This window comes from Streptomyces sp. YKOK-I1, assembly GCF_054660435.1.
In genome coordinates this window covers 709,384-726,025 of record NZ_BAAGDR010000001.1, presented here as the reverse complement: position 1 = coordinate 726,025, position 16,642 = coordinate 709,384, and the positions used below count along the sequence as shown (strand labels likewise).

Genomic DNA, 16,642 nt, shown 5'->3' with positions numbered 1-16,642 from the left:
TTACCGTCGGCGGGTGGACGGTAATCGCCGAGGGTGGGGTCCGTGTCTGCTCAGCGGGGCGGTGTTCGCCGTCTGTATGGCCGGCACCACGCTGCCGACCCCCCTCTACCCGCTCTATCAGGAGAAGTTCGGGTTCTCGGAGCTGACCGTCACCGTCGTCTACGCCGTGTACGCCTTCGGGGTCATCGGCGTGCTGCTGCTGACGGGCAACGCCTCCGACACCGTCGGCAGACGCCCGGTCCTGCTGGCGGGGCTGGGCTGCGCGGCGGCCGGCGCGGTGTGCTTCCTGCTCGCCGGCGGGCTGGGCGCCCTGTACACGGGGCGGCTGCTGTCGGGCTTCTCCGCCGGACTGTTCACCGGCGCGGCCACGGCGTACGTGATGGACCTCGCACCGCCCGGCGGCTCCTCACGGGCCACGTTCGTGGCGACGGCCGCCAACATGGGCGGGCTCGGCTGTGGCCCCCTGCTCGCCGGAGTGCTCGCCGAGTACGCGTCCTGGCCCCTCTATCTGCCGTTCGCCGTGCACCTCGTCCTGGTCGCCGCCTCGGCCGTCGCGCTGATGTGGCTGCCGGAGACCGTGCGCGAGCCACGGCCCCTGAGCACCGTACGACCGCAGCGGCCCGGACTGCCCCGGCGGGTGCGGCCGGTGTTCGTGCCCGCGGCGATCGCCTCCTTCGCCGGGTTCGCTCTCTTCGGGGTCTTCACCTCGGTCAGCCCGGCGTTCCTCGCCGAGTCCCTGGACGTCCATGACCACGCCGTGAGCGGGGCGGTCGTCGCCCTGGCCTTCTTCGCCTCGACCGCCGGACAGCTGGCCGTCGGCCGGGTCGGGGCGGGACGGTCGCTGCCGCTCGGCTGCGCCGTGCTCTTCGCCGGGCTGGCCCTGCTCGCGGGCGCCCTGCGCTGGGACCTGCTGGCGCTGATCGTGCTGAGCGCGGTCGTCGGTGGGTTCGGACAGGGACTTGCCTTCCGCGGGGCGCTGTCCGCGGTGGCCGGGGCGTCGCCCGCGGAGCAGCGCGCGGCGGTCATCTCCACCCTGTTCGTGGTGGCCTACGCCGGTATCTCGGTGCCGGTGATCGGGGTGGGCGTGCTGACGGTCCCCCTCGGTCTGGAGGGCGCGGGGCTGGTGTTCATCGCGTGCATGGCGGTACTCGTCACGGTCGCGGCCGGCTATCTGCTGCGGCGCCCGGTGCCCGCGAAGGCGTGAGCGCGACGGGGCGCGGCTTGCACCGGTCCGGTCGCTGTTCCACAGTCCGAGGTATGGACGCGCGCGAGGCGGCGCTGCGACAGGCACACGACCACGCCGTCCGCCGGCTGGCGGACCTGTCCGGCCGTCCGGTCCCCGCCCGCGCCTCGGTCGACGCGATCGTGCGCGCGCTCGGCGCCGAGCTGCCCGACGGCCCCGCCCCGCCCGCCGAGGTCGTCGACCTGCTGGCCACCGCGTGCGAGCCGGGACTCACCGCCTTTCCCGGCGGCCGCTTCTTCGGCTTCGTCGTCGGCGGCACCGAACCGGCCGCCCTGGCCGCCGACTGGCTGGTCAGCGCCTGGGACCAGAACTGTGTGATGCGTGCCGTGTCCCCGGCGTACGCGGCGGCGGAGGAGATCGCCGGGGCCTGGCTGCTCGACCTGCTCGGCCTGCCGGGGGAAAGCGCGGTCGGGTTCACCACCGGCGCCACGATGGCCAACTTCACCTGCCTCGCCGCCGCCCGCGACGAGACGCTGCGGCGCGCCGGGCACGACGCCGCCCGCGACGGCCTCACCGGCGGACCCGCCGTCCACGTCGTCGCCGGCGCGGACCGGCACCTGTCCGTCGACCTCGCGCTGCGCTACCTCGGGCTCGGCACACCCGACCTGGTGCCCGCGGACGACCAGGGACGCATCGAGCCCGCGGCCCTGCGCCGCGCCCTGTCGACCGGCGGTCCCGGTCCCGCGATCGTGATCCTCCAGGCCGGTGACATCCATTCCGGCGCCTTCGACCCCTTCGGTGAGGCGATCCGGGCCGCCCGTGACGCCGGTGCCTGGGTGCATGTCGACGGGGCCTTCGGGCTGTGGGCGGCCGCCTCCCCGGAGTACGCGCACCTCACGGCGGGCTGCGCCGACGCCGACTCCTGGGCGACGGACGCCCACAAGACCCTGAACGTCCCCTACGACTGCGGGCTCGCCCTCGTACGCGACCCGGCGGTGCTCCGGGCGGCGATGGGCCTGCGCGGCGACTACCTCATCCACGACGCGCGCGGCGACCCCGTCGACAAGGTTCCCGAGCTCTCCCGGTGCGGGCGGGCATTCCCGGTGTGGGCCGCGCTCCGCTCCCTCGGCCGGTCGGGTGTCGCCGCCCTCGTCGAGCGGCTGTGCGCGCACGCCTCGGCGTTCGCCGCCGGGATCGCCGCGATCGACGGCGCGAGCGTCCTCAACGACGTCGTCTTCACCCAGGTCTGCGCCGAGTTCGGCGACGACCGACGCACCGACCGGGTGACCGACCGGCTGCTCGCCGACGGCACGACCTGGATCAGCGGCTCCCGGTGGCGGGGGCGGCACGTCCTGCGGATCTCCGTGAGCAACTGTCGACGACGGACGAGGACGTGGCGCGCTCACTGGAGGCGATCCGGTGGGCGGCGGCCGGGGGCCGAGCCGGGTGAGGGGTGGCCGGCCGCGTCCCGGCGGGCCGGGTCCTCAGGGTCCGGAACCGCTGCCGTGGGGTCCAGGCGGAGCGCGAGCACGGCCCGGTCGTCGTTGTCGGTGCTCGCGGACCAGCGTTCCGAGTCGGACCGTACGAAGGTCACGACAGCCTCCGGATCAGGGGCGCACTCCCCGCGGAAGTGCTCGCCCAGCCGACGCAGGACCGGATAGAAGGCACCGTCCGCGTCGCGCGCCTCGCTCACCCCGTCCGTGTGCACGAGCAGCACCTCGCCGGGTGCGAGCCGATGCACGGTCGTCGCGGCCCCGCCCGCCGCCAGGGTCCCCAGGCCCAGCGGCAGCCCGGGGTCGGTGACCAGCCGGCGGGCCGCCCGCGCGCCGACCACCAGCGGCGGCGGATGCCCGCGGTCGACGATCCGCACCTCACCGCCGCCCGGCGGGAACTCCAGCACCAGCGCGGTCACGAACAGCTCGGGGTCGCCGTCCTCGCCGGCCGGACCGTTGCGGGCGATGCTCAGCTCCAGCCGCTCGGCCAGGCCGCTCAGGCTCCGCCACTCGTGGGCCGACACCCGGAAGCTGCCCAGCACCGCCGCGACCGTCTGCACCGCGCCCAGCCCCTTGCCCCGGACGTCACCGATGATCGCCCGCACCCCGAACGGCGTCTCGCACAGGTCGTACAGATCCCCGCCGACCAGCGTGCCGCCCTCCCCGGCCGCGTAGAACCCGGCGGCGTGCACGGGACCGAGCCGGCGTGGCACCGGCCGCAGCAGGGTCCGCTGCATGGCCTCCGCGACCGAGTGGGCCCGGATCAGATGCTGCCGGGTCCGCTCCCGCTGCCAGGCCAGCGCGACACTGGCGACACCGATGAGGAACGTCCCGACGTACACGGCGACATGGTGCTGCTCGGCGAAGTGGCCGGGACGGCGGGCCGCCATCCACATCTGCAGGCCCAGACAGACCACCGTCGACAGCGCGGTGCCGCGCGGGCCGCGCGTCGCGGCGGCGAGCGGAGGCACGGCGATCAGGATGAAGCTCACCGGCTCCTGGCCCCGCACGATCACCTCCAGCAGGACGTCGACGGCCACCGCGATCAGCGGCAGCCACCACACCCACCCTCGCCGCGGGGACGGCGTCCGCAGCGCGGCGTCGAGGCTCTCGCGGGACACGGCGCGCCCCTACCTTCCGCGCTCGTGCGGACCGGCCGCGCCCGGCAGGCCCGCCTCGACACGGGACAGCTGGGCGGTCAGGCTCAGCAGCCAGACCTCCAGGTCGACGAGGGGCACCAGGGGCGGGGCCGGCGCCGGCGCGGGCGCGGGCCGTGCCTCCTTCGGCGGCGGCCGCTTCCCGTCGCACCGGGCCGCGAGCCGGTCGACCGTCCCGGCCGCCGCCCGGGCATCGGCCCACGCCCGCCGCACCGCGTCCGGGGGCAGACCGGTCGCGGGCAGGTCGAAGCGGGGCAGCCAGTGGGCGCCGAGCAGGATCTGATGGGTCGCGATGAGGACCCCGTGCCAGTCGGCGCCCGGGTCGGCCCGGGCGGCCGGTTCACTGCGGAACTGCGCGTACGCCGACTCGGCCAGCCGCATCCGGTGCAGGGCGTGGAACGTCGACGGGGGCGGCGCGGAGCCCGGCGGCACCGCCGCCAGCGCCGCGGCGGTGGCCCGGATCAGCGACGCGCACTCGCGCAGCAGAGCGGCCATGGTCCGCCGCACCTCACGCCGGGCACCCGACGGCCAGGCCAGCAGCGCGCACAGCAGACCGATGAGACTGCCCGTCACCACATCCACGATCCGTGCCTCCGCGAGCCGCCAGGTGGCCGGGGTGATCTGGGCGAACGCCGACGCCACGACCAGGGTGAACAGCGCCTGCGCCCAGGCGATGCCGAGCAGCGGCCCGACCGAGAACGCGATCAGCATGCCCGGCGCCAGGATCGCCGCATAGGCGTCGGTGTGCTCGCCGAGGCCGATGAGCAGGGCGCCCGCCGCGACGGCGCCCACCAGATTCCCGGCCACCGCCTGCCGCATGGCCGCCCACGTCTCCCCGACGGTCGTCCGGCTCAGCGTCAGCACCGCCAGCAGCACCCAGAACCCGTGGGTCAGATCGAGCGACCCGGCCACCAGCCGGGCCGCGCCCAGGGCGAGGGCGATCCGCAGCGCGTTGTGGAACTGCACCGAGCGGACCGTCAGATTGCCGGCGAACCGGCGCACCCACAGCCGCACCGTCGGCGCGTTCGTGTACCAGAACAGCTCCCGTGGCTCGATCGGCGCGGTACGCCGCCCGTCGAGGCCGACCCGTACGGAGATCTCCAGCGCCCGCACCGACTCGGCCACGCCCAGCAGGGCGGCCTGCCGGCGCAGTACCGCCGCCGTCCCCGGCGCCCCGGCGCCGGTCCGCGCCCCCTGCCGTATCCGCATCCGCTGGAAGGCGCCGATCGCCTCGTCCAGCCGCCGCGGTACCGGGGCGAGGCGTCCCGTGCGCAGCGCCTCCGCGCTCTCGGCGCACCGCGCCGCCACCTGCGGCAGCAGCCACCGCGACGCCCGGTCGCCGGACGGGCCGCCGCTGCGGAGCAGATGGTGCAGCTGCCCCGTCTCCGTCAGCCGGGCCAGCTGTTCCAGCAGCCGGCGCGCCGCCGAACCGGCCTGGGCGAGGCCCCGCACCGCACGGCCCGGGCCCGCGGGACGCTCGGCGGGCGGGAACGCCGACAGCCGCAGCCGCTCGCCCTCGGCCCGCAGCGCCCCGGGCGGCAGCCGGATCCGGCCGGCGAGGGTGTCGCCCGCGATCGCCGCGGCCTTCGCGACGCCCGAGCGGTATGCCGGGCCCCCGGGCTGCGGCAGCAGGACCACCTCGCACAGCGCCAGCAGCACCACCCCCGTGCTGAGCCCCGCCAGCCGCAGCCCCAGGGTCTGCGGTGCGTACGGCGGGAAGCAGGCCAGGATGTAGAAGAGCTGGAGTCCCGGCGCCGCCCCGGCCGGACGCGGCCCCGCGACGGCGGCGAACGCCAGGAGGAAGCCGACGACGAGCATCCCGAGCACCGCCGCCCAGGTCCGCACCGCCAGCGCGGTCCCCAGCGCCACCAGCGCCAGGCCCACCGGCAGCGCCTTCAGCATCACCTCGGCGCGCTGGCGCCCGGAGCCCGGGACGGCGGACAGCAGCCCCAGGGCGATGGGCGCGAACAGCGCGTACAGGGCCAGGACCGGCTCGTCGAGGCCGTACAGGAAGAGGTAGAAGCCCGTGGCCGACGCCACGGTCACCCGCACCGACCGGTGCAGGATGCCCGACCACCCCGCGTCGGCCGGGCGGGTGCCGATCCGGGCGGTCGGCGAAGCCTCAGCGCGCATGAGCACGTTCCTCTCGGGCCGACGCCCCCGAGGCATCGCGGGCGGGCCGCACACGCGCCCCGCCACCCATTGTCGGCCGACCCCGTGCGGGCCGCAGCCCAGCCGCACGCCCGCGAGCGGCCACCCGTTGACGGTCCGCCACGGCGGCCTACGCTCACAGCGACAGCCGTGCGGGGCCGAACGGCTGCCGGAGCGTCCCCAGGCGGACGACACGGCTCGGGGACGGCGACCTGCCGCGGGGAAGACGAGCGAGGGGGACCCATGATCTGGTCACGGCTGCGGCGCGGGCGGGCGGCGCCGAGGCTTCCGCTGCCCGGTGGATGCGGACAGCGCCGGCACACCCTGCGCACCGAGCGCCTCCTGCTGTACACCCCGGAGACCCATCTGGACCTCGTGGTCTGCCGGGCCGCCGGCGCCGACCCCGAGGCCCAGCGCTGGCTCGGCTGGGACGACCTCGGTGTGCCGGCCGACGAGCGCGTCCGCGAGACCCTGGTCCGGCTGCGCCCCGCCGACGCCGGTGCGCGGCCTCCGCTCCCGGGGATCACGCAGCTGCTGGCCCGGCCCTTCGAACCCCGCCCGGACCAGGCCGACGTCCTGGTCGCCGTCCGCCTCGACGACGGCCGCTACGCCGGATGCACCGAACTGGCCCCCGGCACCGGCGAGATCGGCGGCTGGCTGGCGCCGCACGCCCGCGGCCTCGGACTCGGCACCGAGCTGTTCCGGGCCGCCGCCCTGCTCGGCCACGACCACCGCGGACTCGACGTGGTGCGGGCCGGGTACGAGCCCGCCAACACCGCGAGCGAGCAGGCCCTGAGCAGGGCGGGCTTCGTCCCGGCCGACGGGCCGCCGCGCCACCGGCTCGGCAACGGCCGGGTGATCGACGCCCGCTGGCTGCGGCACACCTCGCCGACCCCGCCCCACCACTGCTTCGGCTCCCCGCCCCCGGCTACAGCGCCCTAGCCACGAGCAGCGCCACGTCGTCGTGGTCGTCGGGATGGCGCAGGCCGTACAGCAGGAGGTCGCAGATCTCCTCCAGCGGCCGGTCGGGTTCGTCCAGGAAGGTCAGCAGCACCTCGAGGCGGTCGTCGATGGAGTGGTGCCGGGTCTCGACCAGACCGTCCGTGTACAGGACGAGCGCGTCGCCGGGCGCCAGCTCGGTCGTGGTCGTCCCGAAGGGGATCCCGCCGACCCCGAGCGGGGCGCCGGGCGGCAGGTCGAGCAGCACGGGGGCGTGGCCGGGACCGGCCAGCGCGGGCGGCATGTGTCCCGCGTTGGCGATCCGGCACCGCCGGGTGCGGGGGTCGTACACCGCGTACAGGCAGGTCACGATGTAGTGCTCCAGATCGCAGGTGATCTTGTCCAGGTGCTGGAGCACTTCGCCGGGATCGAGATCGAGATCCGCGTAGGCGCACGTCGCGGTGCGCAGCCGGCCCATCGTGGCGGCCGCGTCGATGCCGTTGCCCATGACGTCCCCGACGACCAGCGCGGTCTTGTCGTCGGTCAGCGGGATGACGTCGTACCAGTCGCCGCCCACCTCGCTGGTGGCCTGGGCAGGCTGGTAGCGGGAGGCCAGGTCGAGACCCGCGTGGTGCGACGGGTGGTCGGGCAGCAGGCTGCGCTGGAGCGTGAGCGCGGTGTTGCGCACGCTCTCGAACCAGCGGGCGTTGTCGATGGCCACGGCGGCCCGCCCGGCCAGCTCACCGGCCAGGACGACATCGTCCTCGTCGAAGGGGAGCGGATTGCGGGTGCGCTTGAGGTCGAGGGCGCCCAGCACCTCGCCGTGGGCGATCAGCGGCACCGCGAGATACGAGTGGACACCGGCCCGTGCCAGCAGGGCGCCGGCCTCGGCGTCCCGGGCGATGCGGGGGATGTCGGCGGTGCCGACATGGCGTACCAGGACCGGCCGGCCGGTGTGGACGCACAGGGTGACCAGCCGGTCCCCGTCGTACGCCGCCACGTTCCCGGGAGCGTCGGCGGCCCGCAGCGCCACGGTCGGGTGGGCCGCCTTCAGGGCGAGGGCGCGGAACAGTTCCGGGCCGTCGTCCGGTCTGCGGGAGCGGCGGCAGGCCAGGGCGGAGTCGAGGACGTCCACGGCGACCACGTCGGCGAGCTGGGGGACGGCGATCTCGGCCAGCTCACGGGCGGTCTGTTCCACCTCCAGCGTGGTGCCGACCCGGGTCGAGGCCTCGGCGATCAGGGCGAGCCGCCGCCGGGCCCGGTCGGCCTCGGCCGCCGCCCGGTGCCGTTCGGTGACGTCGACGACCGAGGCCGCCGCGCCCAGCACCCGCCCGCCGGGGTCCTCCAGCCGGTAGAAGGAGAGCGACCAGGCGTGCTCGCGGTCCGGATCGGCGGGGGGCCGGCCCACGTGGTACTGGTCGAGCAGCGGGGTCCCGGTCGTGAGCACCTGCCGCAGCGCGGACTCGATGGTCCCGACGTCGGGCAGCGGCAGCGTCTCCCGCAGCCGCCGGCCGATGTGCTCCTCGGCGGGAATGCCGTCGATGCGCTCCAGCGCCGGATTGACCAGCAGGTACCGCAGATCGGGGTCGAGGAGCGCCAGTCCGATCGGGGACTGGTCGATCAGCCGCTCGCACAGCGCGAGGTCGGTCTCCACCCGCTGCAGGAGGGTGTGGTCGGCGGCGATGCCGAGGGCGTACACGTCCCCGAGGTCGTCCTGGAGCCGCATGTTGCGGAACTCCATCAGCCGGCTGCTGCCGTCCTTGTGCCGGATGGGGAAGGTACCGGCCCAGCTCCGGCCGGTCTCCAGCACCTCCGCGAACAGCCGTACCACGGCCTTCAGATGCTGGGAGTGGATGAACAGCCGCGCCGCGTACTTGCCGAGGGCCTCCTCGGCGGTGTAGCCGAACAACTCCTCCGCCTGAGGGGTCCAGAACACGATCCGTCCGTCGGCGTCCAGCACCATCGCGGAGACGCTCAGCATGTCCAGCAGACCGGTGGGCGGGGGTGCCTGAGCGGCCTCGGCGCCGTACACGTCCTGCTCGGAGGGGAAGGGTTCCGCTGTCATCGCCCACCTCCTCCCCTCCATGCTGCCCCCGCCGGCGCCGTCCGGAAAGCGCCGGGGGCCCGGGCGGCACGCGACCGTGCGCATCCGTCGGACAGGCAGCACCATGGGTCGTGTAAAGGATGGCCCGATGGACTCTGCGCGAGAAGCCATGGACGCTGCGCGAGACGCGCCCGGCACCGCTCCGGCCCAGCCGCGTGACCTCCTCGACGCGTCGACCGACGCGGCGGCCGTCGTGCGGGCGGACGGTGTCGTGGTCGGCTGGACACGGGGTGCCGCGGCCCTGCTCGACCGCCCGGCGGCGGACGTGGTGGGCCGCTCCGCCGCGCGGCTCGTGGCGACCCCGGGGGACCCGGCCCGGGTGGCCGGCGTCGCCGCCCACTGCCGCGCGGGCACGGGGTGGAGCGGCCGGCTGTCGGTACGGCACCACGACGGCCGCTCGCTCGAGGTGGACCTGCGGGTCTCCGCGTCCTTCCGGATCGGTGCGGACGAGTGCTTCCTGATCTCGGCCCGCCCGCACAGCCCGCACTGGACGGTCGACCAGTCCGTCCTCGACGGATTCCTCACCCGCTCCCCGGTCGGGATGGCGGTGATGGACCTCGAACTGCGCTACGTGTGGCTCAACGACACGCTGGAACGCTTCGGCGGGGTGCCCCGGGAACAGCGGCTCGGACACCGGCTCAGCGAGCTGCTGCCCGGCCTCCAGGCCACCGCCCTCGAAGGCCTGATGCGCAAGGTCCTGGAGACCGGCGTCCCGGTCACCGACCACGAGTATCTGGGGTGGAGCTGGGCCGACCCGCACCGCCGGCACGCCTACTCCACGTCCTTCTTCCCCCTGGTCGACGCCGAGGGCTCCGTCACCGGCGTCTGCTACATGGTCCAGGACGTCACCGAGCGGTGGACGGCCCGCCGGCTGCTCTCACTGGTCAACGAGGCCGGCACCCGGGTCGGCACCACCCTCGACGTGCTGCGGACGGCCCAGGAACTCGCCGACTTCGCCGTGCCGCGCTTCGCGGACTTCGTCGTCGTCGACCTCCTGGAGCCCGTGCTCAGCACCGAGGGCCACGGCGCCTGGCTGACGGACGCCGGCCCGGCGCCCGCCCGGCCGGCGATGCGCCGCGCCGGGATGAGCTCGGTCCGCGAAGGCTGCCCGGAGGCCGTGGCCCAGGTCGGCGACCGGGTGGACTTCCTGCCTCCGCCGCACGACGCGCACCTCCTCATCGACGGCGAGCCGATCCTCATCCCCGTCCTCGACCCCACCGACGAGCTGTGGACCAGCCGGCAGCCCGCACGGGCGGCGACCATCCGCGCGTTCGGACTGCACTCGCTCATCTCCGTGCCGATGCGGGCCCGGCACACCGCCCTCGGTCTCACCACGTTCATCCGCTCGGTCAACCCCGTGTCGTTCGGGCCCGACGACGTCCTGCTCGCCCGGGAACTGGTCGCGCGGGCGGCGCTGTGCGTCGACAACGCCCGCCGCTACACCCGGGAGCACACCGCGGCCGTCACCCTCCAGCGCAGTCTGCTGCCCGACGCCCTCTCCGGCGGCACCGCGCTGGAGGTGGCCTCCTCCTATCTGCCGGCCGACCCCAGCGACGGGGTGGGCGGCGACTGGTTCGACGTGATCCCGCTGTCCGGGGCCCGGGTGGGCCTCGTCGTCGGCGACGTGGTGGGGCACGGCATCGCCGCCGCGGCGACCATGGGCCGGCTGCGCACGGCGGTGCAGACCCTCGCCGACATGGACATGCCTCCTGAGGAACTGCTGGCCCACCTGGACGACCTGGTGCTCCGGCTGAGCGCGGACCGGACCGACGACGCGTCGCCCGCGCAGGGCACGACCGCGTTCCTCGGCGCCACCTGTCTCTACGCCGTCTACGACCCCGTCACCCGGCGCTGCCGGATGGCCCGCGCCGGGCATCCGCCGCCCGTCGTCGTCACCCCCGACGGGCAGGTGTCCTTCCCGGAGCCCCCGGCCGGCCCCCCGCTCGGCCTCGGCGGCATGGCGTTCGAGGCGGCCGAGATCGAGCTCGCCGAGAACAGCCTGATCGGCCTGTACACCGACGGCCTCGTGGAGGGCACCGACCAGGACATGGAGCGGGGCATGGAGCGGCTCGGCGCCCTGCTCTCCGGGTCCGACGCCGACCTCGCCACCCTGTGCACCTCGGCGGTGCGGCGGCTGGTGCCCGTGCCGCAGCCCGACGACATCGCCCTGCTGCTCGCCCGCACCCACGGCCTGGGCCCCGACCAGGTCGTCTCCTTCGACGTGCCCGCGGACCCGGCCGCCGTCGCCGACGTCCGGGCCCGGGCCACCCGCCAGGTCGAGGCCTGGGGGCTGGCGGACCTGGCGATGACCTCGGAGCTCATCGTCAGCGAGCTGGTCACCAACGCCGTGCGCTACGCGACCCCGCCGATCCGCCTGCGGCTGCTCCGCGACACCCGGCTGACCTGCGAGGTCTCCGACGCCAGCAGCACCGCCCCCCGGCTCCGGCACGCCCGCAGCCTGGACGAGGGGGGCCGCGGCCTGTTCCTGGTGGCCCAGCTCGCCCACCGGTGGGGATCGAGGTACACGGGCGAGGGGAAGATCATCTGGGCCGAGCAGGACATCAGCCGCTGAGCAGCGCGTCCATCTGGCCGACCGCCGCCCGCAGGCCCTCGTCCATCCCCATCTCCACGAGCTGGTCCATCTGCTCGCGGGTCTCGAACGCGGACCGGATCTCCATGCGCGTGCCGTCCCCGTGCGGGGTCAGCCGTACCCGCACGCTCGTGGTCGGCAGGGCGGTGTCCGGCTTCCCCTCCTCGTCGGCGAAGCCGTCGGTGAACTCCAGGGCCGTGGGCGGGGCGACGGAGGTGACCCGCCACCAGCCGCGGTGCTTGTCGCCCTCCGGGCCCGTCATGAAGTAGGCGACCTCGCCGCCGGGGGTCAGCTCGTGCGTCTCGACGGTCGCCGGGTAGGTCGGCGGTCCCCACCAGCGCTCCAGCCGGCGGGGGTCGGCCCACAGCTGCCACACCGCCTCGACGGGGGCGGCGAAGTCGGCGACCACGGTGAGGGTGAGGCTGTCGAAGTCCTTGTCCACGCTGGTCACAGTCATCGGTTCGGTCCTTCCTGGTGATCGTGCGCTTCCGTACCGGGTTCCGGCGCCAGCAGGCCGGACATCCGCTCCACCCTGCCGCGCCACAGTGCCTCCAGGTCGTCGAGGACCTGCCGGGCCCGGGCCAGCGCGTCGGGCTCGGTGCGCACCAGCTGCTCCCGCCCGCGGCGCCGCTTGCCGACCAGTCCGGCCCGCTCCAGCACCGCCACGTGCTTCTGCACCGCGGCGAAGCTCATCGGGTAGCCGGCGGCCAGCCGCGACACCGACAGACCTTCGTCGGCGCAGCGCCGGAGTATGTCCCGGCGGGTCGGGTCCGCCAGGGCGTGGAAGAGCCGGTCGAGGCTGCCGGAGGCACTCTCATCTACAACCATTTGGTTGTACGTTAGCCTGCCCCCAGGGACCCCCGCAAGCGGAGCGGCACCGCCGTGACCCGCTCCGACCTGCTGTGACATCCCCCACCTGCTCTTGCCCGCGCAAGGAACGCTTCCCTACGTTCGAAGACATGTCCCACCACGGCCCCACCCCTCCCGGCGCACCGTTCGACTGGTCGGTCGACCTGAGCGCGCACGAAATGCTCCGGCGGGCCCATGTCATGGACGCCCTCGGCGCCGACTGGGACCCGGTCGAGGCGCTGCGCGGCGAGGAGGCGGCGTACGCACTGCTCTACTCCGGACTCAGCCCCGAACAGCAGCGCATCCACGACGAACTCGTCGCGGCGGGGGTGCTCCCGTCCGGGGGAGACGGGCATGCTGCCGCTTGACCCGCAGGCCGACCCCGGCCGCCGCGCCTGGGTGGCCTGCCCGCGCTGCAACGACCACCAGGGCTGCGCCACCTGCGAGGAGCGCCGCACCTGCGCCACCCACTGGCGCTATCTGCTCTCCAACGTCGGCAGCCTGCTCCACCTCCAGTGCCCGTCGTGCACCTATGTCTGGGACCACGAGACCCACTTCGGCGCCACCCGCACCCCCTGGCAGCGCATCACCAGCGGCCTGCGCCGCCCCTGACGCCCGCCGAGCCCTGCCGCCCGGCGGCACCGATCACCCCAGGGCACGGCGGACACCACCGCGGTGTACACCCGCCGAGGAGGTGTCCGGCCCGGGGTCGGCCGGTGTGGCGGTGGCCTCGTCCGGCGCTTGCCGTGGAGGTGTCCGGCCTGTGGTCGGCCGGTGTGGCGATGGCCTCGCCCGGCGTCCGCCGAGGATGTGTCCGGCCAGCGGCGGCCGGTGTGGCGGTGGTCTGGCCCGGCGCTTGTCGAGGAGGCGTTCGGCCTGGGGTCGGCCGGTGTGACGGTGGTCTGGCCCGGCGCTTGTCGAGGAGGTGTCCGGCCTGCGGTCGGCCGGTGCGGCGGTGGCTTCGTCCGGCGCCTGCCGAGGACGCGTCCCGCCTGCGGCGGGCGGTGACTTCCGTCGGCCGTGGCCCGCAGGCGACGCGTCACCCGAGCGCGGCCGGGTGACGGCCGTCCGCCCGGTGAGCCCGGACGGCCGAGCCGCGGCCGCTTTCGGATGACCCGGCCGTCTGTCGCCGGGGACGGCGGACGGACCTGACGGAGGATCGCCCCCGGCGGTCATCCCCGCCTGCCGCCCGTCCGCCCGGAGGCAGTCGTGCACATCCTGCTCGTAGCCAGCGCGTTCAACAGCCTCACCCAGCGCGTCCACGCCGAGCTGCGCGACCGCGGCCACACGGTGGCGGTCGAACTCGCCCTGCCCGACGGCTCGTTGCCGGACGCCGTACGGCGCCACGCACCGCACCTCATCCTCGCGCCGATGCTGCGCACGGCGATCCCCGAGGAGGTGTGGACGGCGTACCCCTGTCTCGTCGTCCATCCCGGCCCCGTCGGCGACCGCGGACCGTCCTCCCTGGACTGGGCCATCCACGAGGGCTTCGACACCTGGGGCGTCACCGTCCTGCGGGCCGACGCGGAGATGGACGCCGGGGACGTCTGGGCCTGCGTGCCCTGCCCCGTCCCCGAGGTGGCCAAGAGCGACCTGTACCGGGGCGAGATCGCCGACGCCGCGCTCAGGGCCGTCCTGCTCGCGGTGGACCGCTTCGCCGAGGGGACGTACGTACCGCTCCGGCAGGACCCGGCGGGCGCGCCCGACCCCCGGCTGCGGACGCGCCCCTACCTCGACCAGGGCGTCCGGCGGATCGACTGGGCCGAGGACTCCACCCGGACCGTGCTGCGCAAGCTGCGGGCGGCGGACTCCCAGCCCGGTGTCCTGGACGTGCTGTTCGGCGAGGAGTGGTACCTGCACGGCGGCCACCCCGAGGACCGGCTGCGCGGCCGTCCCGGCGACCTGCTGGCCACCCGGGCCGGGGCGATCTGCCGGGCCACCGCCGACGGCGCCGTGTGGATCCCCGAGCTGAGACTGCGGCGGCTGCGCGGCGCGCCGCCCACCTTCAAACTGCCCGCCGTGCGCGCCCTCGGCGACCGGCTGCCGCCGCTGCCCGACCACACCCCGCCCCGGCTGCCCGACGCCCGGGAGCCCGGCTGGACGGACATCCGCTACCGGGAGGAGGGGACGGTGGGTTTCCTGTCCTTCTCCTTCCCCGGCGGCGCCATGAGCACCGAGCAGTGCCGGCGGCTGCTCGCCGCCTACCGGGAGGCCTGCGACCGGCCCACCTCGGTGCTGGTGCTGGGCGGCGCGCGCGACTTCTTCTCCAACGGCATCCACCTCAACGTCATCGAGGCCGCCGCCGACCCGGCCGCCGAGTCCTGGGCCAACATCAACGCCATCGACGACCTGGTCGAAGCGGTCCTGACGACCACCGACCGCCTGACCGTCGCGGCCGTCGCGGGCAACGCCGCCGCGGGCGGGGTGATGCTCGCCCTCGCCGCCGACGAGGTCTGGTGCCGCTCCGGCGCCGTGCTCAACCCCCACTACCGCCTGATGGGCCTGTACGGCTCGGAGTACTGGACCCACACCCTCCCGCGCAGGGTCGGCCGCGCCGTGGCCGCCCGCCTCATGAGCGAGGCCCTCCCCGTGAGCGCGGCCGCCGCCCGCCGCCTCGGGCTCGTCGACCGGGTCCTCGACCGCGCCCCGGACGCCTTCGCCCCCGAGGTCGCCGCACTCGCCGCCCGCGTGGCCGCCCTGCCCGCGACGGCGGACCGGATCACCGCGAAGAAGGCGGAACTGGACCGGCTCCGGAGCCTGACCCCGCTGTCCGGCTTCCGGGACCGGGAGCTCGCCCGGATGCGGGAGACGTTCGACGACCCGGACGCCCCCTACCACGCCCTGCGCCGGGCGTTCGTGCACAAGAAGCGCCCCGCCCGCACCCCGCCGCACCTCGCCCCGGTTGCGCGACCCGGGCCGATCCCCTCCGCGGCCGATGTCACCGGAATGGCCCCCGATGGTGTCTCGTCCGGGCCGAACCACTGATACGAAGAATCCTGATGGCCGAAATGCAGGCCTTCGTCCCTTACCTCCCCAGGAGGCGGTCCCCATGAGCCAGGCGACGCCGAACACGGTCGGCGCTGCGGACGCCACAGGCGCGCCCGCCGAAGAGACGCCCACGATCCATGTCCTGTGGATCAACGCCGGGCTGAGCTGTGACGGCGACTCGGTCGCGCTGACCGCGGCCATGCAGCCCAGCATCGAGGAGATCGTCCTCGGTGTGCTGCCCGGCCTGCCGAAGATCCAGGTGCACTGGCCGCTCATCGACTTCGAGTGCGGTCCGGTCGGCGGCGCCGACACGTTCATCGAGTGGTTCTTCAAGGGTGAGCGGGGCGAACTCGACCCGTTCGTGCTGGTCGTCGAGGGCTCCATCCCCAACGAGGCGATCAAGCCCGAGGGCTACTGGTGCGGCTTCGGCGACAACCCGGAGACCGGCCAGCCCATCACCACCAGCGAGTGGATCGACCGCCTCGCGCCCAAGGCCCTCGCCGTCGTCGCCATCGGCACCTGCGCCACGTACGGCGGCATCCACGCGATGGCCGGCAACCCGACCGGCGCCATGGGCGTGCCGGACTACCTGGGCTGGGACTGGAAGTCGCAGGCCGGCATCCCGATCGTGTGCGTCCCGGGCTGCCCCATCCAGCCCGACAACTTCGCCGAGACCCTCACCTACCTGCTCTACCAGGCCGCCGGGTCCGCGCCGATGATCCCGCTGGACGACAAGCTGCGTCCGACCTGGCTCTTCGGGGCCACCGTGCACGAGGGCTGCGACCGGGCCGGCTACTACGAGCAGGGCGAGTTCGCGACGACGTACGACTCGCCGAAGTGCCTGGTCAAGATCGGCTGCTGGGGCCCGGTCGTCAAGTGCAACGTGCCCAAGCGCGGCTGGATGAACGGCGTCGGCGGCTGCCCGAACGTCGGCGGCATCTGCATCGCCTGCACCATGCCCGGCTTCCCCGACAAGTTCATGCCGTTCATGGACGAACCCCCCGGCGCCAAGGTCTCCAGCACCGCCAGCGGCGCGTACGGCGCCGTGATCCGCCGGCTGCGCGACATCACCGCCAAGACCGTGGACAAGGAACCCAAGTGGCGCCGGAGCGGCGAGAAGATCACCACCGGCTACCGGCCGCCGTGGTGACGCCCTCCCGCAGCTGACCCCGTGTGACCCGCTTCTGC

Annotated in this window: 12 protein-coding genes and 1 pseudogene; 8 read left to right on the top strand and 5 right to left on the bottom strand. The window is 74.8% G+C overall.

Annotation, left to right across the window (positions count from 1 at the left end; translation table 11 throughout):
* Positions 1-13 precede the first annotated feature (13 nt).
* Together ACYQ8Q_RS03370 and ACYQ8Q_RS03365 are read left to right on the top strand one after the other, a co-directional pair.
* Entirely contained in the window at positions 14-1,204 is a 1,191-nt protein-coding gene (locus tag ACYQ8Q_RS03370) for an MFS transporter (RefSeq protein WP_460061719.1), read from the top strand.
* A 53-nt stretch (positions 1,205-1,257) separates the two neighbouring features.
* Positions 1,258-2,373: pseudogene (locus ACYQ8Q_RS03365) on the top strand (pyridoxal phosphate-dependent decarboxylase family protein); the annotation flags it as partial.
* Positions 2,374-2,585: 212 nt separating this feature from the next.
* Here ACYQ8Q_RS03365 and ACYQ8Q_RS03360 read toward each other — a convergent pair.
* Together ACYQ8Q_RS03360 and ACYQ8Q_RS03355 are read right to left on the bottom strand one after the other, a co-directional pair.
* Positions 2,586-3,797: a PP2C family protein-serine/threonine phosphatase gene (locus ACYQ8Q_RS03360; protein ID WP_460061717.1), complete on the bottom strand. Its 1,212-nt coding sequence runs from the start codon at positions 3,795-3,797 to the stop codon at positions 2,586-2,588.
* Between the two features lie 9 nt (positions 3,798-3,806).
* Entirely contained in the window at positions 3,807-5,966 is a 2,160-nt protein-coding gene (locus ACYQ8Q_RS03355) for an FUSC family protein (protein WP_460061714.1), read from the bottom strand.
* Positions 5,967-6,227: 261 nt separating this feature from the next.
* On the opposite strand from ACYQ8Q_RS03355, the gene ACYQ8Q_RS03350 reads away from it, so the two are divergent.
* On the top strand, positions 6,228-6,926 hold the full coding sequence (locus ACYQ8Q_RS03350; protein WP_460061712.1) for a GNAT family N-acetyltransferase: 699 nt from the start codon (positions 6,228-6,230) through the stop codon (positions 6,924-6,926).
* Here the strand turns inward: ACYQ8Q_RS03350 and ACYQ8Q_RS03345 are convergent.
* Positions 6,913-8,988, bottom strand: coding sequence for a SpoIIE family protein phosphatase (locus ACYQ8Q_RS03345; protein WP_460061710.1), 2,076 nt, complete (start codon positions 8,986-8,988; stop codon positions 6,913-6,915). The genes ACYQ8Q_RS03350 and ACYQ8Q_RS03345 overlap by 14 nt on opposite strands.
* A gap of 127 nt (positions 8,989-9,115) precedes the next feature.
* Between ACYQ8Q_RS03345 and ACYQ8Q_RS03340 the strand changes: the two genes are divergently transcribed.
* Positions 9,116-11,599: a SpoIIE family protein phosphatase gene (locus tag ACYQ8Q_RS03340; RefSeq protein WP_460061707.1), complete on the top strand. Its 2,484-nt coding sequence runs from the start codon at positions 9,116-9,118 to the stop codon at positions 11,597-11,599.
* Here the strand turns inward: ACYQ8Q_RS03340 and ACYQ8Q_RS03335 are convergent.
* Together ACYQ8Q_RS03335 and ACYQ8Q_RS03330 are read right to left on the bottom strand one after the other, a co-directional pair.
* Positions 11,589-12,074 (bottom strand): SRPBCC family protein, encoded by a 486-nt coding sequence (locus ACYQ8Q_RS03335; protein WP_460061706.1) that lies wholly within the window; start codon positions 12,072-12,074, stop codon positions 11,589-11,591. The two genes, ACYQ8Q_RS03340 and ACYQ8Q_RS03335, sit on opposite strands and share 11 nt — an antisense overlap.
* The gene (locus ACYQ8Q_RS03330) at positions 12,071-12,445 is read right to left on the bottom strand and encodes an ArsR/SmtB family transcription factor (RefSeq protein WP_460061704.1); all 375 of its coding nucleotides are present in this window, start codon (positions 12,443-12,445) and stop codon (positions 12,071-12,073) included. The genes ACYQ8Q_RS03335 and ACYQ8Q_RS03330 overlap by 4 nt, the downstream gene beginning before the upstream one ends.
* A 131-nt stretch (positions 12,446-12,576) precedes the next feature.
* Here ACYQ8Q_RS03330 and ACYQ8Q_RS03325 point away from each other — a divergent pair, with 131 nt between their 5' ends.
* From ACYQ8Q_RS03325 to ACYQ8Q_RS03310, 4 genes are all read left to right on the top strand, one after another.
* On the top strand, positions 12,577-12,834 hold the full coding sequence (locus ACYQ8Q_RS03325; RefSeq protein ID WP_460061701.1) for a DUF6400 family protein: 258 nt from the start codon (positions 12,577-12,579) through the stop codon (positions 12,832-12,834).
* Positions 12,821-13,078 (top strand): hypothetical protein, encoded by a 258-nt coding sequence (locus tag ACYQ8Q_RS03320; RefSeq protein WP_460061699.1) that lies wholly within the window; start codon positions 12,821-12,823, stop codon positions 13,076-13,078. Before ACYQ8Q_RS03325 ends, ACYQ8Q_RS03320 begins: the two co-directional genes overlap by 14 nt.
* Positions 13,079-13,675: 597 nt before the next feature.
* On the top strand, positions 13,676-15,451 hold the full coding sequence (locus ACYQ8Q_RS03315; protein ID WP_460061697.1) for an enoyl-CoA hydratase-related protein: 1,776 nt from the start codon (positions 13,676-13,678) through the stop codon (positions 15,449-15,451).
* A gap of 64 nt (positions 15,452-15,515) precedes the next feature.
* Entirely contained in the window at positions 15,516-16,604 is a 1,089-nt protein-coding gene (locus tag ACYQ8Q_RS03310; RefSeq protein WP_460061695.1) for an NADH-quinone oxidoreductase subunit B family protein, read from the top strand.
* Positions 16,605-16,642 lie beyond the last annotated feature (38 nt).